General features: G+C 61.7%; 25 protein-coding genes. All 25 read left to right on the top strand.

What is annotated here, in order from left to right; translation table 11 throughout:
- Window positions 1-262: 262 nt before the first annotated feature.
- The 25 genes from J5M56_RS16250 (at window position 263) to J5M56_RS16370 (ending at window position 24190) form a co-directional block, all read left to right on the top strand.
- Window positions 263-1480, top strand: a complete 1218-nt coding sequence (locus J5M56_RS16250; RefSeq protein ID WP_207937298.1) for an ATP-binding protein — start codon at window positions 263-265, stop codon at window positions 1478-1480.
- A complete protein-coding gene (locus J5M56_RS16255) occupies window positions 1480-2856 on the top strand; it encodes a sigma-54 dependent transcriptional regulator (protein WP_207937299.1) in 1377 nt (458 codons plus the stop codon). Before J5M56_RS16250 ends, J5M56_RS16255 begins: the two co-directional genes overlap by 1 nt.
- Before the next feature lie 106 nt (window positions 2857-2962).
- On the top strand, window positions 2963-3295 hold the full coding sequence (gene fliE / locus J5M56_RS16260; protein ID WP_060476924.1) for a flagellar hook-basal body complex protein FliE: 333 nt from the start codon (window positions 2963-2965) through the stop codon (window positions 3293-3295).
- A 15-nt stretch (window positions 3296-3310) separates the two neighbouring features.
- Window positions 3311-5086 (top strand): flagellar basal-body MS-ring/collar protein FliF, encoded by a 1776-nt coding sequence (gene fliF, locus J5M56_RS16265; RefSeq protein ID WP_207937300.1) that lies wholly within the window; start codon window positions 3311-3313, stop codon window positions 5084-5086.
- The gene (gene fliG / locus J5M56_RS16270; protein ID WP_027921181.1) at window positions 5079-6098 is read left to right on the top strand and encodes a flagellar motor switch protein FliG; all 1020 of its coding nucleotides are present in this window, start codon (window positions 5079-5081) and stop codon (window positions 6096-6098) included. Before fliF ends, fliG begins: the two co-directional genes overlap by 8 nt.
- A 160-nt stretch (window positions 6099-6258) precedes the next feature.
- A complete protein-coding gene (gene fliH, locus J5M56_RS16275; RefSeq protein WP_186478508.1) occupies window positions 6259-7017 on the top strand; it encodes a flagellar assembly protein FliH in 759 nt (252 codons plus the stop codon).
- Complete coding sequence (gene fliI, locus J5M56_RS16280) at window positions 7007-8365, top strand: flagellar protein export ATPase FliI (RefSeq protein ID WP_207937301.1); 1359 nt, start codon at window positions 7007-7009, stop codon at window positions 8363-8365. Before fliH ends, fliI begins: the two co-directional genes overlap by 11 nt.
- A 6-nt stretch (window positions 8366-8371) precedes the next feature.
- On the top strand, window positions 8372-8824 hold the full coding sequence (fliJ, locus tag J5M56_RS16285) for a flagellar export protein FliJ (protein ID WP_186478506.1): 453 nt from the start codon (window positions 8372-8374) through the stop codon (window positions 8822-8824).
- A gap of 193 nt (window positions 8825-9017) precedes the next feature.
- The gene (locus J5M56_RS16290) at window positions 9018-9323 is read left to right on the top strand and encodes an STAS domain-containing protein (RefSeq protein WP_060476918.1); all 306 of its coding nucleotides are present in this window, start codon (window positions 9018-9020) and stop codon (window positions 9321-9323) included.
- A gap of 8 nt (window positions 9324-9331) precedes the next feature.
- Entirely contained in the window at window positions 9332-11023 is a 1692-nt protein-coding gene (locus tag J5M56_RS16295; RefSeq protein WP_207937302.1) for a fused response regulator/phosphatase, read from the top strand.
- 60 nt (window positions 11024-11083) lie between these two features.
- Window positions 11084-11437, top strand: coding sequence for an Hpt domain-containing protein (locus J5M56_RS16300; protein ID WP_060476916.1), 354 nt, complete (start codon window positions 11084-11086; stop codon window positions 11435-11437).
- Window positions 11438-11501: 64 nt separating this feature from the next.
- Window positions 11502-12806: a flagellar hook-length control protein FliK gene (locus J5M56_RS16305; RefSeq protein WP_207937303.1), complete on the top strand. Its 1305-nt coding sequence runs from the start codon at window positions 11502-11504 to the stop codon at window positions 12804-12806.
- A gap of 203 nt (window positions 12807-13009) precedes the next feature.
- On the top strand, window positions 13010-13507 hold the full coding sequence (gene fliL, locus J5M56_RS16310) for a flagellar basal body-associated protein FliL (RefSeq protein ID WP_186478503.1): 498 nt from the start codon (window positions 13010-13012) through the stop codon (window positions 13505-13507).
- Between the two features lie 9 nt (window positions 13508-13516).
- Window positions 13517-14485, top strand: coding sequence for a flagellar motor switch protein FliM (gene fliM / locus J5M56_RS16315; RefSeq protein ID WP_060476913.1), 969 nt, complete (start codon window positions 13517-13519; stop codon window positions 14483-14485).
- Window positions 14486-14532: 47 nt separating this feature from the next.
- Window positions 14533-14997 (top strand): flagellar motor switch protein FliN, encoded by a 465-nt coding sequence (gene fliN / locus J5M56_RS16320; protein WP_060476912.1) that lies wholly within the window; start codon window positions 14533-14535, stop codon window positions 14995-14997.
- A 12-nt stretch (window positions 14998-15009) separates the two neighbouring features.
- Window positions 15010-15456, top strand: coding sequence for a flagellar biosynthetic protein FliO (gene fliO / locus J5M56_RS16325; protein ID WP_207937338.1), 447 nt, complete (start codon window positions 15010-15012; stop codon window positions 15454-15456).
- Window positions 15456-16235: a flagellar type III secretion system pore protein FliP gene (fliP, locus tag J5M56_RS16330; protein WP_060476910.1), complete on the top strand. Its 780-nt coding sequence runs from the start codon at window positions 15456-15458 to the stop codon at window positions 16233-16235. The genes fliO and fliP overlap by 1 nt, the downstream gene beginning before the upstream one ends.
- 21 nt (window positions 16236-16256) lie before the next feature.
- Window positions 16257-16526: a flagellar biosynthesis protein FliQ gene (gene fliQ, locus J5M56_RS16335; RefSeq protein WP_186478502.1), complete on the top strand. Its 270-nt coding sequence runs from the start codon at window positions 16257-16259 to the stop codon at window positions 16524-16526.
- Between the two features lie 7 nt (window positions 16527-16533).
- A complete protein-coding gene (gene fliR / locus J5M56_RS16340) occupies window positions 16534-17310 on the top strand; it encodes a flagellar biosynthetic protein FliR (RefSeq protein WP_207937304.1) in 777 nt (258 codons plus the stop codon).
- 2 nt (window positions 17311-17312) lie between these two features.
- On the top strand, window positions 17313-18455 hold the full coding sequence (gene flhB / locus J5M56_RS16345) for a flagellar biosynthesis protein FlhB (protein ID WP_186478500.1): 1143 nt from the start codon (window positions 17313-17315) through the stop codon (window positions 18453-18455).
- A gap of 140 nt (window positions 18456-18595) precedes the next feature.
- Window positions 18596-20725 (top strand): flagellar biosynthesis protein FlhA, encoded by a 2130-nt coding sequence (flhA, locus tag J5M56_RS16350; protein ID WP_060476907.1) that lies wholly within the window; start codon window positions 18596-18598, stop codon window positions 20723-20725.
- 11 nt (window positions 20726-20736) lie between these two features.
- Window positions 20737-22044: a flagellar biosynthesis protein FlhF gene (gene flhF / locus J5M56_RS16355; protein ID WP_060476906.1), complete on the top strand. Its 1308-nt coding sequence runs from the start codon at window positions 20737-20739 to the stop codon at window positions 22042-22044.
- A 93-nt stretch (window positions 22045-22137) separates the two neighbouring features.
- A complete protein-coding gene (gene fleN, locus J5M56_RS16360) occupies window positions 22138-22971 on the top strand; it encodes a flagellar synthesis regulator FleN (protein ID WP_060476905.1) in 834 nt (277 codons plus the stop codon).
- Window positions 22968-23708, top strand: coding sequence for an RNA polymerase sigma factor FliA (gene fliA, locus J5M56_RS16365; RefSeq protein ID WP_060476904.1), 741 nt, complete (start codon window positions 22968-22970; stop codon window positions 23706-23708). The genes fleN and fliA overlap by 4 nt, the downstream gene beginning before the upstream one ends.
- A gap of 107 nt (window positions 23709-23815) precedes the next feature.
- Complete coding sequence (locus J5M56_RS16370; RefSeq protein ID WP_103446503.1) at window positions 23816-24190, top strand: chemotaxis response regulator CheY; 375 nt, start codon at window positions 23816-23818, stop codon at window positions 24188-24190.
- The last annotated feature ends 2 nt before the right edge of the window (window positions 24191-24192 follow it).

Raw genomic sequence — 24192 nt, forward strand, 5'->3', positions numbered from 1 at the left:
TTCATACGACGCTATCTCGCGCCATGCACCAAGGCGTCCGCGCGCAAATCCCGCAGGATCAATTGGCCCGAAACAAACGTAGGAGCGAGCGCAGCTCGCGATGCGCCGCGCGGGCGGCGCTCGATCTACGCCACACCACAGTCCTCGAACGATTCACCCTCGCACGATTCACCCCCGAGCATTCCCCCGTCCCCGGCACGGCTATTGCTACAACCCTGGCATCACACCGTTTTTATGACGGTCAGCCACGCGAGAGAGCAAGATGCCCCAGGCCGCCCACTTTTCCCGAGCCCCCGATCAGCAGTCGAGTACCCCGGTCGAGCAGGAGAGTCGACAAGGCCTTGAGCAGGCATTTGCCCTGTTCAATCAGGTATCCAGCCAGCTCAACCAGTCTTACGGCATGCTCGAAGCCCGGGTCAGTGAGCTCAAAGGCGAGTTGGCGGTGGTCGGTGCACAGCGCATAGCCGAGCTGAACGAAAAGGAGCGCCTGGCCAACCGCCTGCAAAATCTGCTCGACCTGCTGCCAGGTGGGGTGATTGTGATCGATGACCAAGGCAGAGTGCGAGAGGCCAACCCGGCGGCCTGCCAAATGCTCGGTGAGCCTGTGGTCGGCCAGTTGTGGCGCCAGGTGATTGCGCGCAGCTTCGCCCCGCGCAAGGACGATGGCCACGAGGTCTCGCTGCGCGATGGCCGCCGCCTGTCTATCGCCACCCGCTCGCTGGACGCCGAGCCGGGCCAACTGGTGTTGCTCAACGACCTCACTGAAACCCGCCGCCTGCAAGACCAACTGGCCCGGCACGAGCGCCTGTCTTCCCTGGGGCGTATGGTTGCTTCGCTGGCGCACCAGATTCGCACGCCGCTGTCGGCGGCCATGCTCTATGCCAGCCACCTGGCCGATGGCGAGCGCGAGCTCGCGCCAGAAACCCGCCAGCGCTTTGCTGGCAGCCTCAAGGAGCGGCTGCACGAATTGGAACACCAGGTGCGCGACATGCTGGTGTTTGCCCGTGGTGAACTGCCACTGGTGGATCGGTTGACCCCCAAGGCTCTGTTCCAGGCCCTGCAGCAGGCGGCTCAGCCTCATGTGCAAGGGCATGCCGTGCGCTGGCAGTGCGATAGCCACCTGGGGGAGTTGCTGTGCAACCGCGACACCCTGGTGGGCGCTTTGCTCAATCTGATCGAAAACGCACTACAAGCCAGTGACAATCCGGCGCGGCTCAAGGTGCACCTGTTCCGCCGCGAGCGCACCTTGCATTTGAGCATCAGCGATGCCGGCAGTGGCATCGATGCCGAGCTGCTGGGGCGCTTGGGCGAGCCATTCCTGACCACCAAGGCCACCGGAACCGGGCTTGGGCTGGCGGTGGTCAAGGCCGTTGTGCGTGCCCATCAAGGTTCATTGCACCTGCGCTCCAAGGTTGGGCGTGGCACCTGTGTGAAGGTTGAATTGCCGTTGATCGACGGGCAGGCAACGGAGGTTATGTAATGGCGATCAAGGTGCTGCTGGTCGAGGATGACCGCGTATTGCGCCAGGCCCTGGGCGATACCCTGGAAATCGGTGGCTTCGCATTCGATGCAGTGGGCAGCGCCGAGCAGGCGCTGGAGGCGGTGGCCGGTGAGGTTTACAGCCTAGTGGTCAGTGACGTGAACATGCCGGGTATGGACGGCCATCAATTGCTGGTGCAGCTGCGCCGTCATCATCCTCAATTACCAGTGTTGCTGATGACCGCCCACGCCGCTGTGGAGCGGGCCGTGGAGGCCATGCGCCAAGGGGCCGTGGATTATCTGGTCAAGCCGTTCGAGCCACAGGCCTTGCTGAGCCTGGTCGAACGCCACGCCGCCGGGCGTTTGACGGTGGCCGACGATGAGGGGCCGGTAGCGTGCGAACCCGCCAGCCTGCAGCTGTTGGAGCTGGCAGCACGGGTAGCTCGCAGCGATTCGACCGTGCTGATATGTGGTGAGTCAGGTACCGGCAAGGAAGTGCTTGCCCGTTACATCCATCAGCAGTCGCCACGTGCAGCGCAGCCATTCGTGGCGATAAACTGCGCGGCCATTCCGGACAACATGCTCGAGGCCACGCTGTTTGGTCACGAGAAAGGCGCCTTCACCGGGGCAATCGCGGCCCAGGCTGGCAAGTTCGAACAGGCCGAAGGCGGTACCTTGCTGCTCGACGAGATCTCCGAAATGCCCCTTGGCTTGCAGGCCAAACTATTACGTGTACTGCAGGAGCGCGAAGTGGAACGGGTAGGGGGGCGCAAGCCCATCGCGCTGAATATCCGCGTTTTGGCTACCAGCAACCGGGATATGGCGAGCGAAGTGGCAGCAGGGCGTTTTCGCGAGGACCTTTACTACCGGCTGTCGGTGTTCCCACTGGCGTGGCAACCGTTGCGCGAGCGCCGTGGCGATATTCTGCCGCTGGCAGAGCGCTTGCTGGCGCGGCACGCTGCGAAGATGCAGCATGCGCCAGTACGCTTGTCTGTCCAGGCGCGTGATTGCCTGCTGGCGCACACGTGGCCGGGTAATGTGCGAGAACTGGACAACGCGCTGCAGAGGGCGTTAATTCTGCAGCAGGGCGGCGTCATTGAGGCGGCGGATTTTTGTCTGGCGGGCGCCATTCCATTGTCGGCGCTGGGCCAGGCTGCTGCACCGCCACTGCCTGCTGAAGGGCTTGTCGAGTCCGCAGGCCTGGGCGACGACATGCGTCGCCATGAGTTTCAGAAAATCATCGATACCCTGCGCGCCGAGCGTGGGCGGCGCAAGGAGGCAGCCGACAAACTCGGCATCAGCCCGCGTACCCTGCGCTACAAGCTCGCGCAGATGCGTGAAGCCGGGCTCGATGTGGAGGCCAGCCTGTTCGGCTGAAACATTCATTTAAGAGTTGGCGCTGCGGGCTGGCACACGTGTTGCTAGTTCAGGGCTATCCGCCGCATGACTGTCAAAAAAATGCGGCCGCCGGAGAGAGAAGTTCATGAGCCAAGGTGTTGAATTCAACCGTCTGATGCTGGACATGCGGGCCATGCAGGCCGATGCCATGTCGCTGCCTAAAGCCACCGCCGCCGCCGAGCTGGCGCCTGGCCAGAGCACCTTTGCCGATATGCTCGGCCAGGCCATCGGCAAGGTCAATCAGACCCAGCAGGCATCGAACCAGCTGGCCAACGCCTTTGAAATCGGCAAGAGCGGTGTGGACCTCACTGACGTGATGATCGCCTCGCAGAAGGCCAGCGTGTCCATGCAGGCCTTGACCCAGGTGCGCAACAAGCTGGTTCAGGCGTACCAAGACATCATGCAGATGCCGGTTTGAGGGCGGAAGTAAGTCATGGCTGATGCAGTCGTCGATAACGCACCTGCCAAGAGCGGCGCGTCAGGTTCCAAACCGCCACTGTTGAACATGGCGTTTCTGGAAAACATCTCGCAGATGCCCATGCTGCGTCAGGTCGGCCTGCTGGTCGGCTTGGCGGCGAGCGTGGCGATCGGCTTTGCCGTGGTGCTCTGGTCGCAGCAGCCTGACTACCGGCCGCTGTATGGCAGCCTGGCCGGCATGGATACCAAACAGGTCATGGATACCCTGGCCTCTGCAGATATTCCCTACCGTGTCGAGCCCAACTCCGGTGCGTTGCTGGTCAAGGCCGACGACCTCTCCCGTGCGCGCCTGAAGCTGGCAGCGGCAGGCGTGGCGCCGAGCGATGGCAATGTCGGCTTCGAGTTGCTCGACAAAGAACAAGGCCTGGGCACCAGCCAATTCATGGAGGCCACCCGCTATCGCCGCAGCTTGGAAGGCGAGTTGGCGCGTACCGTTTCGAGCCTGAACAATGTGAAGGCCGCGCGCGTGCACCTGGCCATCCCAAAGAGTTCGGTGTTCGTGCGCGACGAGCGCAAGCCCAGCGCTTCTGTGCTGGTAGAGCTCTACCCTGGCCGTTCGCTGGAAGCAGGCCAGGTCATGGCCATCGTCAACCTGGTCGCCACCAGCGTGCCTGAGTTGGACAAATCGCAAGTCACGGTGGTTGACCAGCGTGGCAACCTGTTATCCGAGCAGTTGCAGGACACAGCCCTGACCATGGCTGGCAAGCAATACGATTACAGCCGCCGCATGGAAGGTATGCTGACCCAGCGTGTGCACAACATCCTGCAACCGGTGCTGGGCAATGACCGCTACAAGGCCGAGGTGTCGGCCGACCTGGACTTCAGCGCGGTCGAGTCCACCTCCGAGCAGTTCAACCCCGACCAGCCGGCGCTGCGCAGCGAGCAGGCGGTCAACGAGCAGCGCGCCAGCAGTCAGGGCCCGCAGGGTGTACCAGGTGCGCTGAGCAATCAGCCGCCAGGCCCTGCTTCCGCGCCGCAGACCACCGGCGCTGCGGCAGGTGCGGCCGGAGCCATCCAGCCTGGTCAGCCGCTGGTCGATGCCAACGGTCAGCAGATCATGGACCCGGCCACCGGGCAGCCAATGCTGGCGCCGTATCCTTCCGACAAGCGCGAGCAGACCACCAAGAACTTCGAACTCGATCGCTCGATCAGCCACACGCGCCAACAGCAGGGTCGCCTGACTCGGCTGTCGGTGGCAGTGGTGGTCGATGACCAGGTCAAAGTCGATGCCAATGGGCAAACCACCCGCGCCCCATGGGGTGCCGAAGACTTGGCGCGCTTCACCCGCCTGGTGCAGGACGCGGTAGGCTTCGACGCCAGCCGTGGTGACAGCGTGACGGTAATGAACGTGCCCTTCGCCGCCGACCGTGGTGAAGAGATCGCCGATATCGCGTTCTATCAGCAGCCGTGGTTCTGGGACATCGTCAAGCAAGTGCTCGGCGTGCTGTTCATCCTGGTGCTGGTGTTCGGCGTGCTGCGTCCGGTGCTCAACAACATCACAGGTGGCGGCAAGCAAGCTGCTGCGGACAACGACACGGAACTGGGCGGGATGATCGGTCTGGATGGCGAGTTGGCCAACGACCGTGTCAGCCTCGGTGGCCCGTCAAGCATTCTGTTGCCGAGCCCCAGCGAGGGCTACGAAGCACAGCTCAACGCAATCAAAGGCCTGGTGGCCGAAGACCCAGGCCGCGTGGCCCAGGTCGTGAAAGAGTGGATCAACGCCGATGAGTGACAATCGAGCCATTACCGCCAAGCTGAGCCGTGTCGACAAAGCCGCGATCCTGCTGCTGTCGCTCGGTGAAACCGATGCTGCGCAAGTGCTGCGGCACATGGGCCCCAAAGAAGTGCAACGGGTCGGTGTGGCCATGGCGCAAATGGGCAATGTGCACCGCGAGCAGGTCGAGCAGGTGATGAGCGAGTTCGTCGAAATCGTCGGCGACCAGACCAGCCTGGGCGTGGGCTCCGATGGCTATATCCGCAAGATGCTCAATCAGGCGCTTGGCGAGGACAAGGCCAACGGCCTGATCGATCGCATCCTGCTAGGTGGCAATACCAGTGGCCTGGACAGCCTCAAGTGGATGGAGCCCCGGGCCGTGGCCGACGTGATCCGCTACGAGCACCCGCAGATTCAGGCCATCGTGGTCGCATACCTGGACCCCGACCAGGCCGGTGAAGTGCTGAGCAACTTCGACCACAAAGTGCGCCTGGACATTATCCTGCGTGTCTCTTCGCTCAATACCGTGCAGCCTGCGGCCCTGAAGGAGCTGAACCAGATCCTCGAGAAGCAGTTCTCGGGCAACTCCAATGCCGCGCGCACCACCTTGGGTGGTATCAAGCGTGCCGCCGATATCATGAACTTCCTCGACAGCTCCGTGGAAGGCGCGCTGATGGATTCGATCCGCGAGATCGACAATGACCTGTCGGAGCAGATCGAAGACTTGATGTTCGTCTTCAACAACCTGGCCGACGTAGACGACCGTGGTATCCAGGCGCTGCTGCGTGAAGTATCGTCCGACGTGCTGGTGGTGTCGCTCAAAGGCGCGGACGAGCGGGTAAAGGACAAGATCTTCAAGAACATGTCCAAGCGTGCCTCGGAGCTTCTGCGCGACGACCTCGAAGCCAAGGGCCCGGTGCGGGTCAGCGATGTGGAGACGGCGCAGAAGGAAATCCTCACCATCGCCCGTCGCATGGCCGAGGCCGGCGAGATCGTGCTCGGTGGCAAAGGTGCCGAGGAAATGATTTAAGGCCACCGCTTGCTCCCCACTGGCTGCCCGTTGTGGGAGCGGGTTCACCCGCCAAGCCTCGGTGCGGGATATCGCGATTGTCGCTGCCGACGCATTGGCTGATACATCCGCGCTGACAAGCGTTGGCCTCGGCTGAACAGGGTTTTGAGAACAACACAGCATGCCCAGCAAAGAATCCCACCCTAGCGATCTGATCCGCGCCCGCGACCTAGAGGGCGTGGACGTCTGGGCGCTGCCCAGCTTCGACCCGCAGCCTGAGCCTGAACCTGAGCCGCAAGTGCTCGAGGAAGAAGTCGAGGAAGTGCCGCTGGAGGAAGTTCAGCCTCTGACCCTGGAAGAGCTCGAAGCAATCCGCCAGGAAGCCTACAACGAGGGCTTCGCCACCGGGGAGCGCGAGGGCTTTCACAGCACCCAACTGAAAGTGCGCCAGGAAGCCGAAGAAGCGCTCAGCGCCAAGCTGGCGAGCCTGGAGCAGTTGATGCAGCACCTGATGGAGCCGATCGCCGAACAGGACACGCAGATCGAACGCAGCCTGGTACACCTGGTCGCGCACATGGCGCGCCAGGTCATCGGCCGCGAACTGCGCAGCGACTCAAGCCAAATCACCCGTGTGCTGCGTGAAGCGCTGAAGCTGCTGCCGATGGGCGCCGACAATATTCGCATTCACCTCAACCCACAGGATTTCGAGCAAGCGCTGGCCCTGCGCGAGCGTCATGAGGAGCGCTGGAAGCTGCTTGAGGACGAAGCCTTGTTGCCCGGCGGTTGCCGGATCGAAACGCTGCACAGCCGCATCGATGCGACCATGGAAACACGTATCGACAAAGCTGTAGCGCAGCTGTTCGATCAGTTGCACGATCAGGCGCTGCACCCGGCGGCTGCGGACCTTTCGGTTGAGTTGGACAGCAACGATGCGCCTTGACCGCACCAGCTTCGCCAAGCGCCTGGGCGGCTACGCCGACGCGATCACGCTGCCGGTGCAGCCGGTGGTCGAAGGCCGCCTGCTGCGCATGGTCGGCCTGACCCTTGAAGCCGAAGGCCTGCGTGCGGCGGTAGGTGGGCGCTGCCTGGTCATCAACGACGACAGCTACCACCCGGTGCAGGTCGAGGCCGAGGTGATGGGCTTTGCTGGCAACAAGGTATTCCTCATGCCGGTGGGCAGCATTGCCGGCATCGCGCCAGGGGCGCGGGTGGTACCACTGGACGACAGTGGTCGTTTGCCCATGGGCATGAGCATGCTTGGCCGCGTGCTCGACGGCGCCGGGCGCGCCCTCGATGGCAAGGGTGGCATGCGCGCAGAAGACTGGGTGCCGATGGATGGGCCGATCATCAACCCGCTTAATCGTGACCCAATCAGTCAGCCGCTGGATGTGGGCATTCGCAGTATCAATGGCCTGCTGACCGTCGGCCGTGGCCAGCGCCTGGGCCTGTTCGCCGGTACCGGTGTGGGCAAATCAGTGTTGCTGGGCATGATGACTCGCTTCACCGAGGCGGACATCATCGTGGTCGGGCTGATCGGCGAGAGGGGCCGGGAAGTCAAAGAGTTCATCGAGCACATCCTCGGCGAGGAAGGGCTCAAGCGGTCGGTGGTAGTCGCCTCGCCCGCTGACGACGCACCGCTGATGCGTCTGCGTGCAGCCATGTACTGCACCCGGATTGCCGAATATTTCCGTGATAAAGGCAAGAACGTCTTGCTGCTGATGGACTCATTGACCCGTTTCGCCCAAGCTCAGCGCGAAATCGCGTTGGCTATCGGCGAGCCCCCGGCTACCCGTGGCTACCCTCCATCGGTGTTCGCCAAACTGCCCAAACTGGTGGAGCGCGCCGGTAATGGTGAGCCCGGTGGCGGGTCGATCACCGCGTTCTACACCGTGCTTTCCGAAGGGGATGACCAGCAGGACCCTATTGCCGACTCGGCTCGGGGTGTGCTCGACGGTCACTTTGTGTTGTCCCGGCGGCTGGCCGAGGAAGGCCATTATCCGGCAATCGACATCGAAGCCTCGATCAGCCGGGTCATGCCCCAGGTGGTGGATGCCGACCACCTGCGCCAGGCGCAGAAGTTCAAGCAGCTGTGGTCACGGCTATCGCAAAGCCGCGACCTGATCAGCGTGGGTGCCTACGTCGCCGGTGGCGATCCGGAAACCGACCTGGCAATTGCTTTGCAGCCTCGGCTGGTCGACTTCCTGCGCCAGGGGCTGGATGAAAATGTCGGCATGCAGCAAAGCCGCAGCGAGCTGGCGGCGATCTTCACGCCTCCGGCCAAGGGCTGATGAGCCATGAGCCTGCCCGGACGCGCTGCCCGCCTGGCCCCTGTGGTCGACATGGCCGAAGAGGCCGAACGCAAAGCTGCTCAGCGCGTGGGGCACTTCCAGCAGCAGGTGGTACAGGCCCAGGCCAAACTGGCTGAGCTGGAGTCGTTCCGCGAAGGCTATCAAGCGCAGTGGATCGACCGCGGCGGGCAGGGTGTGAACGGTAGCTGGCTGCTCAACTACCAGCGCTTTCTGGCCCAGCTGGAAACTGCCATGACCCAGCAGCGCCAGAGCCTGATCTGGCACGAAAACAACCTCAAAAACGCCCGAGGCACCTGGCAGCAGGCCTACGCTCGGGTCGAGGGCCTGCGCAAGCTGGTGCAGCGCTACATGGACGAGGCTCGCCGCGCCGAAGACAAGCGCGAGCAGCGGTTGCTGGATGAGTTGTCGCAGCGGTTGCCCAGGCAAGGTCATTTGTAGCCTGGGCCGCGCGTCGCGCTATTAGCGAAGTGCCGTCCTCCTCGCGGCTTAAACCTCTACCACAGGTTTGAGCTCACATCCGAGTGAGGCGGGTGGACCCGCGAACAAGCCGCTGCAGGCTAGCTTGCTACCCCTGCGTTGGCCTGCTAAACCTTGAAGAGTTGCATTCGCCATCATCGAAGGAATCGCTAGCATGGCAGTCGAGACTGATTTTTCGCAGGACGGCAAAAAACTCACGATCAAGGTCAAGGGCCGTTTCGACTTCGGCAAGCATCAAGAATTTCGTGATGCCTACGAACGTCAACCGCAAAAGCCCGACTCTGTGGTGGTAGACCTCAAGGATGCTACCTACTTGGACAGCTCTGCGCTGGGCATGCTGCTGTTGCTGCGCGACCACGCCGGCGGTGACGATTCGGACGTGCGTGTGGTGCATGCCAGTTCCGATGTTCGCAAGATCCTGGCCATCTCCAATTTCGAAAAATTGTTCGATATCAGTTGAGTGCCCAGATGCCGGCCGAACAGGCGTTGACCGTGCTGGTGGCAGAGGATGGAGCAGTCGATCGTCTGCTGCTGGCACAGATTGTCCGTCGCCAGGGCCACCAGGTATTCACCGCGGAAAATGGTGAACAAGCCGTCGCGCTGTTTGCCCAGCAGCGCCCGCAGCTGGTGCTGCTCGATGCTCTCATGCCGGTGATGGACGGTTTTGAGGCCGCGCGGCAGATCAAGGCACTGGCGGGCGAAGCGTTGGTGCCGATCATCTTCCTGACCTCCCTCAGCGAGGAGGACGCCCTGGTGCGATGCCTGGAGGCCGGCGGTGACGACTTCATGGCCAAGCCCTACAGCGCAGTGATTCTGGGCGCCAAGATCCGCGCGATGGACCGCCTGCGCCGCCTGCAGGCCACAGTTCTGGAGCAGCGCGACCAGATCGCTCGCCACCATCATCACCTGCTCAACGAGCAGCGGGTGGCCAAGGCAGTTTTCGACAAGGTCGCACACTCCGGCTGCATCACCGCGCCGAACATCCGTTACCTACAGTCGCCCTATGCTTTGTTCAATGGTGACCTGCTGCTGGCCGCGTTCACCCCAGCCGGTGACATGCACGTGCTGCTCGGCGATTTCACCGGCCATGGGTTGCCCGCCGCTGTCGGGGCAATGCCACTGGCTGAAGTGTTCTACGGCATGACCGCCAAGGGCTACGGCCTGGCGCAGATGCTGCGGGAGATGAATGCCAAGCTCAAGCGCATTTTGCCGGTCGACATGTTCTGCTGTGCGCTGTTGCTCAGGATGAGCGTGCAGCGCGGCGCGGTCGAGGTATGGAATGGCGGCATGCCCGATGGTTACCGGCTGTCGGCCGATGGCGCGTTGCTTGGGGCGATGGCCTCGCGGCACTTGCCGCTGGGCATTTTGCCGCCTGAGCGCTTTGACGATAGCACCGAAGTGCTACCGCTTGCTGCAGGGGAGCGGCTATTGCTGCTCTCCGACGGTGTGGTCGATACCGCCGATGAGCACGACCGGCTTTTCGGCGTCGAGCGCCTGCGTGATGTGCTGGCCGCCAACCGCGTTCCGGCCCAGCTGTTCAACGAGGTGATGCAGGCGCTGGAGCAGTTCGGCGGGCGCCCCCGGGATGACATCAGCCTGTGCGACATTGCCATGTTCACGGCGCAAGACCGAGTGCCAGCGCCGACCTTGTACTCCGACAGTGGCCGTTCCAGTCCGCTGGACTGGTCGCTCGGCTTCGAACTGCGCGGCGAGAGCCTCAAACGGTTCAACCCGGTACCCTACCTGGTGCAGTTGTTGCAGGAGATTCACGGTCTACGGCCCAGCACCGGTGCCTTGCACAGCGTGCTCAGTGAGCTGTACTCCAATGCCCTGGAGCACGGTGTGCTAGAGCTCGACTCGCGGTTGAAACGTGATGTGCAAGGCTTCGCCGACTACTATCAAGAGCGTGCCCGGCGCTTGGCCGAGCTGACGCACGGGTTTGTGCGCATCGAACTTAAAGTTGAACCGCTAGGCGCAGGTGGGCGTCTGACCATCGAGGTGCGGGACAGTGGTGCAGGGTTTGATGTGTGCGGTGAATTGTCGCGCCCAGAAGCGGATCAGCAACTGAGCGGACGCGGGCTGAAACTGGTGCAGCGCCTGGGCAGGAACGCTAAATGGAGCGACGGTGGCCGCTGTGCCTGCGTCCATTTCGAGTGGTGAAGCGGCTGGAGAGCCGCCGCACGGCTCAGGCATAATCTGGCTTGATCAGGGAGTGAACAAGTGACTGACATGCATATTGACCACAAAGTACTCAGCGATTTGCAAGAGGTCATGGAAGATGGCTACTTGCAGTTGCTGGAAACCTTTCTGGAAGACTCCGAGCGGCGTCTCAGCCAGCTGCACGAGGCCAAGAGTGCCGACGAGCTGGGCATGGCTGCGCATAGCTTCAAAGGCAGCAGTAGCAACATGGGCGCGGTGGGCCTGGCCGACTTGTGCCAACAACTGGAGGAGCGGGTTAAGGTGCGCCCTTTGTATGGTATCGAAGACCTGATCAATCGGATCGATCTCGAATACCTCGAAGTGCAACACTTCTATCGCGCGGAGCGTGAACGGGTTTCAGCCAGCCAACTGTAGTTGGCGCGACTTTTGCCTATCTGTAGCCAGACAATAGTCCAGTTTCTGGCGCGGAGACCGTTTCATGCCTGTCGCACCCAACCCTTTGCTGCAAACCAACACCCCAAGCAAGCCTACAGGTGCTGGTGCCCCTCGGGCAGACAAAGCCCTGCAGCCGGTGGGTGAGCCAGGTGGCGGGTTCGATCAGGTCATGGCCCGGCAAAGCCACGAGCCTGTGTCTTTGCGTAAAGACAAGGCTGTGCAGGCCGGCCCCAAGGACAAGCCCGACTTCGCAAAAGATGGCAAGCCGCAGGCTGCCGACAAGCCAGCAATTGCCGATGACGGCAATAAGTTGCCGGCTGACGATGCGGCCCAAGCCGCTGCTGATCCTGCGCCCGCCAATGACTCAGGGTCGCTCGATGCCAATCTGGTCGCGGGCCAGGTAACCGATGCCCAACCTGGCGCACAATTGCTGCAGGCTCAAGCCGAAACCGTAGCGCCCATGTTGCAGGCCGCCAACCAAGCGCCAGCGGCTGACATCGCCGAGCCGTTGCCGGAGCAAGCCGAAACAGAGGCCTTTGACCCGGATGCCGACCCGCTGGCTAATCTGCCAGGGCTGCGCCTTGCCCTTGAACAAAATGCACAGGCCAAAGGCACCTCATCGGCGCATGCTAGCGATGGAGCCAGAGCACAGGGTCAGGAGACTCAGGCCGGCGTCAATCCATTGGCGACCTTGGTCGACAACATCGAAGAGCAAGCCGGTAAATCCGAAACTGGCGACAAGGCTTTTGGCGCCCTGCTCGAGGATGGGCTCAAAGACACCAAAACCGCCAGTAGCGATACTCGGGTCGATGACTTCGCCAACCGCCTCGCCAATCTGACCCAGGCCGTGACAGCCAAGGCTGCCAATGCGCTGCCGGCAAGTGCCAATCCGTTGCATCAGCCACTGCAAATGAACCAGAGCGCCTGGGCTGAAGGTTTGGTCAACCGGGTAATGTACTTGTCGAGCCAAAACCTCAAGTCGGCGGACATCCAGCTGGAGCCCGCCGAGTTGGGTCGGCTGGATATCCGCGTGAACGTTGCGACTGACCAATCCACCCAGATCACCTTCGTCAGCGGCCATGCCGGTGTGCGAGATGCTTTGGATAGCCAGGTGCACCGTTTGCGCGAGCTGTTCGCCCAGCAGGGGTTGGCGCAGCCAGACGTCAATGTGGCCGATCAGTCGCGCCAGCAACAGCAGCAGGCGCAGCAAGATGCCTCGCAACTTTCGGGGGTGGCCGCACGCCGTGCCCAAGTTGGTGGGGGCGAGCAGGGCGAGCTTGGTGAAACGGGCCGGCCGGTCGAGCAACAGGTGGTCATTGGTGACAGCGCTGTGGACTACTACGCCTAAGCAGACTATTGCCGGCTCAGGCTTCCTCTTGGGTAAACCCCCGCACAGGTTAGCCATCACCTAAAGCATGTGCTGGCTCAGTGTCAGCGGGTTTATCGGTGAAATCGCCATCACCGTAAAGCACTTGGTTATAGATCTGGCATAACACTTGCTCAAGCCACGTCATCCTCCTTTGAAACCCCGATGGACGACGGATTATTGGCATGGCGAAGAGCGAAGCAGTGAAAGACCCCGCCGCAAAAGGCAAACTCAAGTTGATCCTGCTGCTGGTACTGGCGCTGCTGCTGGCGGTCGGCCTGTCGGTGGGGGCCACCTGGTTCATCATGCACAAAAGTGAACCGGCCCCGGCCGCCGAAGCGGCTGCTTCCAACGTCAAGGCTCCCGCGATCTACGTGCCCTTGGCTCCGGCCTTCGTGGTCAACTTCAATCAGAACGGCCGTCAGCGCTACATGCAGCTGAGCATCACCCTGCAAGGCCGTAATCAGGCCGATCTGGATGCGCTCAGCGTGCATATGCCGGTGATCCGCAACAACCTGGTGATGATGTTCTCCGGTCAAGGTTTCGACACGTTGTCCGCCAGTTCGGTGGGCCAGGAGATGCTGCGTCAGAAAGCCACCGCAGTGGTCCAGGAAGTGGCGCAGAAAGAAGTCGGCAAGCCGGTGATCGACCAGTTGCTGTTCACCAATTTCGTATTGCAGTAGGAGTCCGCAATGGCCGTACAGGACCTGCTGTCCCAGGATGAGATCGACGCCCTGTTGCACGGCGTCGACGATGGGCTGGTACAGACCGAGAGCGTTTCCGAGCCTGGCAGCATCAAGAGCTATGACCTGACCAGCCAGGATCGGATCGTGCGTGGTCGCATGCCGACCCTTGAGATGATCAACGAGCGCTTCGCCCGCTATACCCGCATCAGTATGTTCAACCTGCTGCGCCGCTCAGCGGATGTGGCGGTCGGCGGGGTGCAGGTGATGAAGTTCGGCGAGTACGTGCACTCGCTGTACGTGCCGACCAGCCTGAACCTGGTCAAGATCAAGCCGCTGCGCGGCACCGCGCTGTTCATTCTCGACGCCAAGCTGGTGTTCAAGCTGGTGGACAATTTCTTCGGCGGTGACGGCAGGCATGCCAAGATCGAAGGCCGTGAATTCACCCCCACTGAACTGCGGGTGGTGCGCATGGTACTGGACCAGTGCTTCGTCGACCTCAAGGAAGCCTGGCAGGCGATCATGCCGGTCAATTTCGAGTACATGAACTCCGAGGTCAACCCGGCCATGGCCAATATCGTTGGCCCAAGCGAGGCGGTGGTGGTCTCGACCTTCCATATCGAACTGGACGGCGGCGGCGGCGACCTGCACGTGACCATGCCGTATTCGATGATCGAGCCCGTGCGGGAAATGCTCGATGCAGGCTTCCAGTCCGACCTCGACGACCAGGACGAGCGCTGGGTCAAAGCATTGCGTGAGGACGTGTTGGACGTCTCCGTGCCGCTGACCGCCACGGTTGCGCGCCGTCAGCTGAAGCTGCGCGACATCCTGCACATGCAAGCCGGTGACGTGATCCCGGTGGAGCTGCCCGAGCACCTGGTGTTGCGCGCCAACGGTGTGCCGTCGTTCAAGGCGCGCCTGGGTTCGCATAAAGGCAACCTGGCCCTGCAGATCATCGACCCGATCGAACGCCGCTAACGGCGTGCCGGTCGCTCTTTCCGAATTGAATGCCTGTCGAGGACATCATGGCTAACGAAAACGAGATCACTTCCCAGCAAGACCAGGCCTTGGCCGACGAGTGGGCCGCAGCCCTGGAAGAAACCGGTGATGCCGGGCAGGCCGACATCGATGCGCTGCTCGCTGCCGACAGCGGCAAACCGGGTGCCGGCCGCTTGCCCATGGAAGAATTCGCCAGCTCGCCGCGGCCCAACGAAAACGTCAGCCTCGAAGGGCCGAACCTGGATGTGATCCTGGACATTCCAGTGAACATTTCCATGGAAGTGGGCAGCACCGAAATCAATATCCGCAACCTGCTGCAGCTCAACCAGGGCTCGGTGATCGAGCTCGACCGCCTGGCAGGTGAACCGCTCGATGTATTGGTCAACGGCACACTGATCGCCCATGGCGAAGTGGTGGTGGTCAACGAGAAGTTCGGCATCCGCCTGACCGATGTGATCAGCCCCAGCGAACGTATCAAGAAGCTGCGCTGAGTGAAGAGCACGATGCGGGCCGTGATGGCATCAGCCGCGCTGCTGGCCAGCGAAGTGGCCATCGCCGCGGCAACGCCTTCTGCCAGCCCGGTGGCAACGCCAGCCGCTGCGCCCGGCAGTTTGGGTGGGCAACTGGCGCAAATGGTATTCGGGCTGTTGCTGGTAGTGGGGTTGATCTTCTTCCTGGCCTGGCTGCTGCGCCGCATGCAGGGCGCAGCGCCTAAGGGTGGGCAGGTGATCGAGGTGATCGGCAGTCGTGCCATCGGCCCGCGTGATCGGCTGTTGCTGGTGCAGGTCGGCAAGGAGCAGATTCTCATCGGCCATAGCCCAGGCAGTATCGAGGCCTTGCACGTGTTGGCCGAACCGGTCGACGTACCCGCCAGCGCCCGTCAGGCGACACCGGAGTTCGCCCAGCGCCTGATGGAGCTGATGGGCAAGGATCAGAAGGACAAGCAGTGATGACCCGCGCCTTGCGCCTGCTGTTGAAAACATCGTTCGGCACTTTGTTGCCCATTGCGCTGCTGTTGGCAGCCCCACTGGCCTTGGCCGCCGACCCGTTGTCGATCCCGGCCATAACCCTGTCAAACACCGCAGACGGGCAGCAGGAGTATTCGGTCAGCCTGCAGATTCTGCTGATCATGACGGCGCTGAGTTTCATCCCGGCGTTCGTCATTCTGATGACCAGCTTCACCCGTATCATCATCGTCTTCTCGATTCTGCGTCAGGCCCTGGGCTTGCAGCAGACACCTTCTAACCAGGTGCTGACCGGCATGGCGCTGTTTCTCACGCTGTTCATCATGGCGCCCGTGTTCGACCGGGTGAACCAGGATGCTCTGCAGCCCTACCTGAACGAGCAGATGACTGCTCAGCAGGCAATCGAGAAGGGCCAGGGGCCACTGAAAGACTTCATGCTGGCTCAGACCCGGCAGAGTGATTTGGACCTGTTCATGCGCCTGTCCAAGCGCACCGATATCGCCGGCCCCGATCAAGTGCCGCTGACGATACTGGTGCCGGCATTCGTCACGTCGGAGCTGAAAACCGCGTTCCAGATCGGCTTCATGATCTTCATCCCATTCCTGATCATCGACATGGTGGTGGCCAGTGTGCTGATGGCCATGGGTATGATGATGTTGTCGCCATTGATCATCTCGCTGCCGTTCAAGATCATGCTGTTCGTCCTGGTCGATGGCTGGGCGCTGATCATGGGCACATTGGCCGGCAGTTTCGGTGGCATTTGACGCCGCCAAGGGGAGCCCCGCATGACACCTGAAGTAGCTGTCGACCTGTTTCGTGATGCGCTATGGCTGACCACTTTGATGGTCGCCGTGCTGGTGGTGCCGAGCTTGCTGATCGGCTTGATCGTGGCGATGTTCCAGGCTGCCACGCAGATCAACGAACAGACCTTGAGCTTTCTGCCGCGCCTGCTGGTGATGCTAGTGACGCTGATCGTTGCAGGCCCGTGGCTGGTGCAGAAGTTCATGGAGTACATCACCGGCCTGTACACCAGCATCCCGCAGTTGATCGGTTGAGGCAGCCATGCTGGAACTGACCGATGCGCAGATTGGCACCTGGGTCGCCACCTTTCTGCTGCCGCTGTTCCGGGTGACCGCTGTGCTGATGACCATGCCGATCTTCGGCACGCGCATGCTGCCGGCACGCATCCGCCTGTATGTGGCCGTGGCCATTACCGTGGTGATCGTACCGGCACTGCCGCCGCTGCCCACGTTCGACCCATTGAGCTTGCGCGGCCTGCTGCTTTGCGGTGAGCAGATCATCGTCGGGGCACTGTTCGGCTTTTCCTTGCAGCTGCTGTTCCAGGCATTCGTGATCGCCGGGCAGATCATCGCCGTGCAGATGGGCATGGCCTTCGCCTCGATGGTCGACCCGGCCAACGGCGTGAACGTGGCAGTGGTGAGCCAGTTCATGACCATGCTGGTCAGTGTGTTGTTCCTGCTGATGAATGGGCACCTGGTGGTGTTCGAGGTGTTGACCGAGAGCTTCACGACCTTGCCGGTCGGTCAGGCGCTGGTGGTCAGTCATTTCTGGGAAATGGCAGGCCGCCTGGGGTGGGTGTTCGGGGCCGGCTTGCTGTTGATCCTGCCGGCGATCACCGCGCTCTTGGTGGTGAACATCGCTTTCGGCGTAATGACCCGTGCGGCACCTCAGCTGAACATATTTTCCATCGGTTTTCCGCTGACCCTGGTGTTGGGCATGGGTATCTTCTGGATCGGTTTGGCCGATGTGCTTTCGCACTATCAGGCCTTGGCCAGTGAAGCGTTGCAATGGCTGCGTGAGATGGCGAGGGCGCCCTGAGCATGGCTGAAAGCGAGAGCGGTCAGGACAAGACGGAAGACCCCACCGACAAACGTAAGCGCGACGCGCGCGAAAAAGGTGAGATCGCCCGTTCCAAGGAGCTCAATACCGTCGCCTCGACACTTGCCGGTGCCGGTGCGCTGCTGGCCTTCGGTGGCAACCTGGCGCAGACGTTGATGACGTTGATGCAGATGAACTTCTCCCTGAGCCGCGAGGTGCTGACCGACGAGCGCTCGATGGGCATGTTCCTGCTGGCTTCGGGAAAGATGGCGATCTGGGCAGTGCAGCCGATTCTGATGTTGCTGTTCGTGATTGCCTTCGTGTCGCCCATCGCCCTGGGCGGGTTCATTTTCTCGGGCAGTCTTTTACAGCCTAAATTCAGCCGCATGAACCCATTGTCAGGGATCAAGCGGATGTTTTCGCTGAACTCACTCACCGAACTGCTCAAGGCCATGGCCAAGTTTTTGGTCATTCTGGCGGTGGCACTGGTGGTTTTGAGCAACGACCGTCAGGCACTGCTGGCCATCGCTAACGAGCCTCTGGAGCAGGCGATCATCCATAGCGTCCAGGTGGTGGGCTGGAGCGCCTTGTGGATGGCCGCCGGCTTGCTGCTGATTGCCGCGGCAGACGTGCCGTACCAGCTGTGGCAAACGCAGAAGAAGCTGAAGATGACCAAACAAGAGGTCAAGGACGAATACAAGGACAGCGAGGGCAAGCCGGAGGTCAAGCAGCGCATCCGTCAATTGCAGCGTGAAGTGTCGCAGCGCCGCATGATGGCTGCCGTGCCCGAGGCCGACGTGATCATCACCAACCCCACCCATTACGCCGTGGCCTTGCAGTATGACCCGCAGAAGGGTGGGGTGGCGCCGTTGCTGGTGGCCAAGGGTACTGACTTCATCGCCTTGAAAATTCGTGAAATCGGCGCTGAGCACAAGATCCAGATTCTCGAATCGCCGGCCCTTGCGCGGGCCATCTACTACTCCACCGAGGTAGAGGGCGAGATTCCGGCAGGGCTGTACCTGGCGGTGGCGCAAGTGCTCGCCTATGTGTTCCAGATCCGACAGTACCGGGCAGGCAAGGGCAAGCGGCCGGAGCCGCTCAAAGAAGACCTGCCGATTCCTCAGGATTTGCGGCGTGACAGCTGACATAAGTTCGGTTACGGCAGGGGCCACGCTCTGCCCCTGAGGCTTCAAATCCCTGAAGGCCACCAAAGTTGGAAAGCTTCTTGCAAAGCCACGCCCAAGCGCTCCCTGGGCGTCAAAGTTTTGCATCAAGAGGACTCGCGGTGGATCGCACTCAGTTAATCAGCAATGCCCGCAACAACCTGGCCGGGCTCGGCCGGGGCAACCTGGGTGTGCCGTTGCTGCTGCTGGTGATGTTGGCAATGATGATGTTGCCGATACCGCCGTTCCTGCTCGACGTGTTCTTCACCTTCAACATCGCGCTGTCGATCGTGGTGTTGCTGGTCTGCGTGTACGCACTGCGCCCGCTGGATTTTGCCGCCTTCCCCACCATTCTGCTGGTCGCGACGCTATTGCGCCTGGCGTTGAACGTGGCATCCACCCGGGTGGTGATGCTCCATGGCCAGGAGGGCCATGGCGCCGCGGGTAAAGTCATCCAGGCATTCGGTGAGGTGGTCATCGGCGGCAACTATGTGGTCGGTGCCGTGGTGTTCGCCATCCTCATGATCATCAACTTCGTAGTGGTGACCAAGGGTGCCGGCCGTATTTCCGAAGTGAGCGCGCGCTTCACCCTGGACGCCATGCCCGGCAAGCAGATGGCCATCGATGCCGACCTCAACGCCGGCTTGATCGACCAGGCCCAAGCCAAGGCACGACGCTCCGAGGTGGCTCAGGAAGCCGAGTTCTACGGTTCGATGGACGGTGCCAGCAAATTCGTGCGCGGCGACGCGATTGCCGGCTTGCTGATCCTCTTCATCAACCTGCTAGGCGGCATGCTGATCGGCATGCTGCAACACAACATGTCGTTCAGCGATGCTGGCAAGGTCTACGCCTTGCTGACCATCGGTGACGGTTTGGTGGCGCAATTGCCATCACTGCTGTTGTCCACTGCCGCTGCGATCATGGTCACCCGTGCCTCGGGCTCCGAAGACATGGGTAAGCTGATCAATCGGCAGATGTTCGATTCGCCCAAGGCGTTGGGGGTGTCCGCCGCGCTGATGATCATCATGGGCCTGGTGCCCGGCATGCCGCATATCGCCTTCCTCAGCCTCGGCCTGCTGGCCGGCGGTGGGGCATACCTGGTTTGGAAGAAGCAGCAGAAGGCCAAGCTTGAGGCGCAGAAAGAGGCCCAGCGGCAACAGGACCTGCTGCCCTCACCGCAGCGCGCGCTGGACACCAAGGAATTGGGCTGGGACGACGTTACACCGATCGATATGATCGGCCTGGAAGTGGGCTATCGCCTGATTCCGCTGGTAGACCGCAACCAAGGTGGGCAGTTGCTGGCGCGGATCAAGGGGGTGCGCAAGAAGCTTTCCCAGGACCTGGGGTTTCTGATGCCTACCGTGCATATTCGCGACAACCTCGACCTGCAGCCCAGCGCCTACCGTTTGACGCTTATGGGCGTGATTCTGGCCGAAGCCGAAATCTACCCAGACCGCGAGCTCGCCATTAACCCAGGCCAGGTGTTCGGTAGCCTCAATGGCATCGCCGCGCGGGACCCGGCATTTGGCCTGGAGGCCGTGTGGATCGATATCGGCCAGCGTGCCCAGGCGCAATCACTGGGCTATACCGTGGTCGACGCCAGTACCGTGGTGGCAACCCACCTCAACCAGATTCTGCAGAAGCACTGCCATGAGTTGATCGGCCACGAAGAGGTCCAGCAACTGTTGCAGGTATTGTCCAAAGCATCGCCTAAACTTGCAGAGGAACTGGTGCCCGGTGTCATTTCCTTGTCGGGGCTGCTCAAGGTCCTGCAGGCGCTGTTATCCGAGCAGGTGCCGGTACGTGACATACGCAGCATTGCCGAGGCCATCGCCAACAACGCGAACAAGAGTCAAGATACCGCCGCGCTAGTTGCGGCAGTGCGCGTCGGATTGTGTCGCGCCATCGTGCAAAGCATTGTTGGCGTTGAGTCCGAGCTGCCTGTCATCACGCTTGAGCCAAGGTTGGAACAGATCTTGCTCAATAGTTTGCAAAGGGCCGGGCAAGGTCAGGAAGACGGTGTACTTCTTGAGCCAAGCATGGCCGAAAAGCTGCAGCGCTCGCTGATCGAAGCCTGCCAGCGCCAGGAGATGCAAGGCCAACCGGCCATCCTTCTGGTCGCTGGCCCGATCCGGGCAATGCTGTCGCGTTTCGGTCGCCTGGCTGTACCGAATTTGCATGTTCTGGCGTATCAGGAAATACCGGACAACAAGCAAGTTACCATCGTTGCCACAGTGGGCCCCAACGGCTGAGGTAGTGGGTTATGCAAGTCAAGCGTTTTTTCGCCGCCGATATGCGTCAGGCCATGAAGCTGGTTCGTGATGAGCTGGGCTCCGATGCCGCCATCATTGGCAACCGCCGCATCGCCGGTGGTGTCGAGCTGACCGCCGCGCTGGACTACAAGTTGTCCGCGCTGGCCCCGCGCGTGCCCAATGCGGAGCTCGAAGAGGAGCTGCGCAAGACTCAGTCGCGTATAGCCACTGCCCAGGCAGAGCTGGATAACCGCGCTGAGGCCAGCGAAGGTAATCGCCAATTGTTCGCCGGCCAGTCCTTGACCGCTGCCGAGCCTTTGATCGAGCCGCACGTCGACGTGCCGCCGCCAGCCCCGGCTGCAACGCAGCCGGCAGTCGACCCGCGCCTTTTCGATGCCATGCGTTCGGAGCTGTCTGGGCTGCGCGAGCTGCTGGAAGTGCAACTCGGTTCGCTGGCCTGGAACCAGCTGCAGGGCAGCAAGCCGGCCCAGGCCAACCTCTGGCGCCGCCTGCAACGCATCGGCCTGTCTGGCCCCATCGCCCGCGAGCTGCTCGAGCTGACCAATGGGATCGAAGAGCCCCGCCAGGCCTGGCGCATGCTGCTGGCGCACCTGGCGCGGATGATTGCCGTGCCGCAGGTCGAACCGATCGAGGAGGGTGGCGTCATCGCCATGGTCGGCCCGGCCGGCATGGGTAAAACCACTACCTTGGCCAAGCTGGCGGCGCGCTATGTGCTCAAGTACGGCCCGCAGAGCCTGGCGCTGGTGAGCATGGACAGTTTCCGCATCGGGGCTCAGGAACAACTTAAAACGTTGGGCCGCATCCTCAATGTGCCGGTCACCTACGTCGACCCGGGGCAGTCACTGGCCGCAGCGCTGGAGCCGCTGTTGCGCAAGCGTGTGGTGCTGATCGATACCGCCGGCCTGCAGGCCAGCGACCCCGCTCTGCGCATGCAGTTGGAAACCCTGGCTGGGCGTGGCATTGCTGCCAGGAACTACCTGGTACTGGCCACCACCAGTCAAAAGCAGGTGCTCACCGCTGCCTACCACAGCTACAAACGCTGCGGCCTGGCCGGCTGCATCCTGACCAAACTCGATGAAACGGCGAGCCTCGGCGACGTGCTGAGCCTGGCCATCAGTCATGAACTGCCCGTGGCCTACTTAACCGACGGCCCGCGTATTCCTGACGATCTGCACTTGCCGCGCCCCCACCAGTTGGTGACCCGCGCGGTCAATGTGCAGTTGCAGGACGAGCCCAGCGAGGAGGCTATGGCCGACATGTTCGCTGATCTCTACCACAATCCGCGGCGCGCGGGTTGAGGATGAAACGTATGCAAAGTACCTACATTTCGGGGGCTCAAGTGCTGCCCCGCGTGTGGCTTGGGACCAAGCGAAACAAGGTAAACAATAAACATGGGTAGCATGCATCCCGTACAGGTGATCGCCGTCACCGGTGGTAAAGGTGGCGTCGGCAAAACTAACGTTTCAGTGAACCTGTCTCTGGCGCTGGCCGAGCTCGGCCGCCGGGTGATGCTGCTGGACGCCGACCTAGGCCTTGCCAACGTCGACGTGCTGCTGGGCCTCACCCCGAAACGCACCCTGGCCGATGTCATCGAAGGGCGCTGCGAGCTGCGTGATGTGATTTTGCAGGGGCCTGGCGGTGTGCGCATCGTGCCGGCTGCCTCCGGCACCCAGAGCATGGTGCATCTGGCGCCGGCTCAGCATGCCGGGCTGATTCAGGCCTTCAGCGAGGTTGGCGACAACCTCGATGTGCTGGTGATCGACACTGCTGCAGGGATTGGTGACTCGGTAGTCAGCTTCGTCCGCGCCGCCCAGGAAGTGCTGCTGGTGGTGTGCGACGAGCCGACCTCGATCACCGACGCCTATGCACTGATCAAGCTGCTCAATCGCGACTACGGCATGAACCGCTTCCGGGTTTTGGCCAACATGGCGCAGAGCCCGCAGGAAGGGCGCAACCTGTTCGCCAAGTTGACCAAGGTCACCGACCGCTTCCTTGACGTAGCCCTACAATACGTGGGTGCCGTGCCTTACGACGAAAGCGTGCGCAAGGCGGTGCAGAAGCAACGCGCGGTTTACGAGGCCTTCCCTCGCTCCAAGTGCGCCCTGGCATTCAAAGCCATTGCGCAGAAGGTCGACAGCTGGCCGCTGCCAGCCAACCCGCGCGGGCACCTTGAGTTCTTCGTCGAGCGTTTGGTGCAGCCCACCAGTGCAGGGCCCGTGTTATGAATGCCAGCGGCTTCAAGATGTACAGCAAGGCGTCCAAGGATGCCCAGTTCGAACTGGTCGAGCGCTACGCGCCACTGGTCAAGCGCATTGCCTACCACTTGCTGGCAAGGCTGCCTGCCAGCGTCCAGGTCGAGGACCTGATCCAGGCCGGCATGATCGGGCTGCTGGAAGTGGCGAACAAGTACGACGCCAGCAAGGGGGCGAGCTTCGAAACCTACGCGGGTATTCGCATCCGCGGGGCGATGCTCGATGAGGTCCGCAAGGGCGATTGGGCACCCCGTTCGGTGCACCGCAATACGCGCATGGTCAGTGATGCGATGCGTGCCGTGGAAGCAAGAACTGGCCGTGACGCTAAAGATCATGAAGTTGCTGCCGAACTCCAATTGAGTCTCGATGATTACTACGGGATTTTGAACGATACCTTGGGAAGCCGACTGTTCAGCTTCGACGACCTGTTGCAGGACGGCGAGCATGAAGGGCTGCACGAGGACGGCGCCAGTGGCCAGATCGAGCCGTCGCGCGACCTTGAAGACGAGCGCTTCCAGGCTGCCTTGACCGATGCGATCGCCAACCTGCCGGAGCGTGAGCGGCTGGTGTTGGCGCTGTACTACGACGAAGAGCTGAACCTTAAGGAAATCGGCGAGGTACTGGGGGTCAGCGAGTCGCGTGTCAGCCAGTTGCACAGCCAATGCGCCGCGCGCCTGCGCAGCCGCCTGGGGGAATGGCGGGCGCGTTGAGCCCAGGTATCGTTGCAGTCGTTTCCACGTTGTACCGAATTAGATGAATACGCGTGCTCGGGGCCGAGCGCGTTTGAGACTGCTTGGAGGTCTACTTGAACAAAGACATGAAAATCCTCATCGTTGACGACTTCTCGACGATGCGGCGGATCATCAAGAACCTGTTGCGTGATCTGGGCTTCACCAACACCGATGAAGCCGATGACGGCACCACCGCGCTGCCGATGCTCGAAAGCGGCCATTACGACTTTCTGGTGACGGACTGGAACATGCCAGGTATGTCCGGCATCGACCTGCTGCGCAAAGTCCGGGCCCATGACCGCCTGAAAACCATGCCGGTGCTGATGGTGACCGCTGAAGCCAAGCGCGACCAGATCATCGAAGCGGCGCAGGCCGGCGTAAATGGTTACGTGGTCAAGCCGTTCACCGCCCAGGTGCTCAAAGAAAAGATCGAGAAGATCTTCGAACGCGTCAACGGCTGAGA

This window comes from Pseudomonas sp. 51_B, assembly GCF_017491595.1.
Classification (GTDB): domain Bacteria; phylum Pseudomonadota; class Gammaproteobacteria; order Pseudomonadales; family Pseudomonadaceae; genus Aquipseudomonas; species Aquipseudomonas promysalinigenes.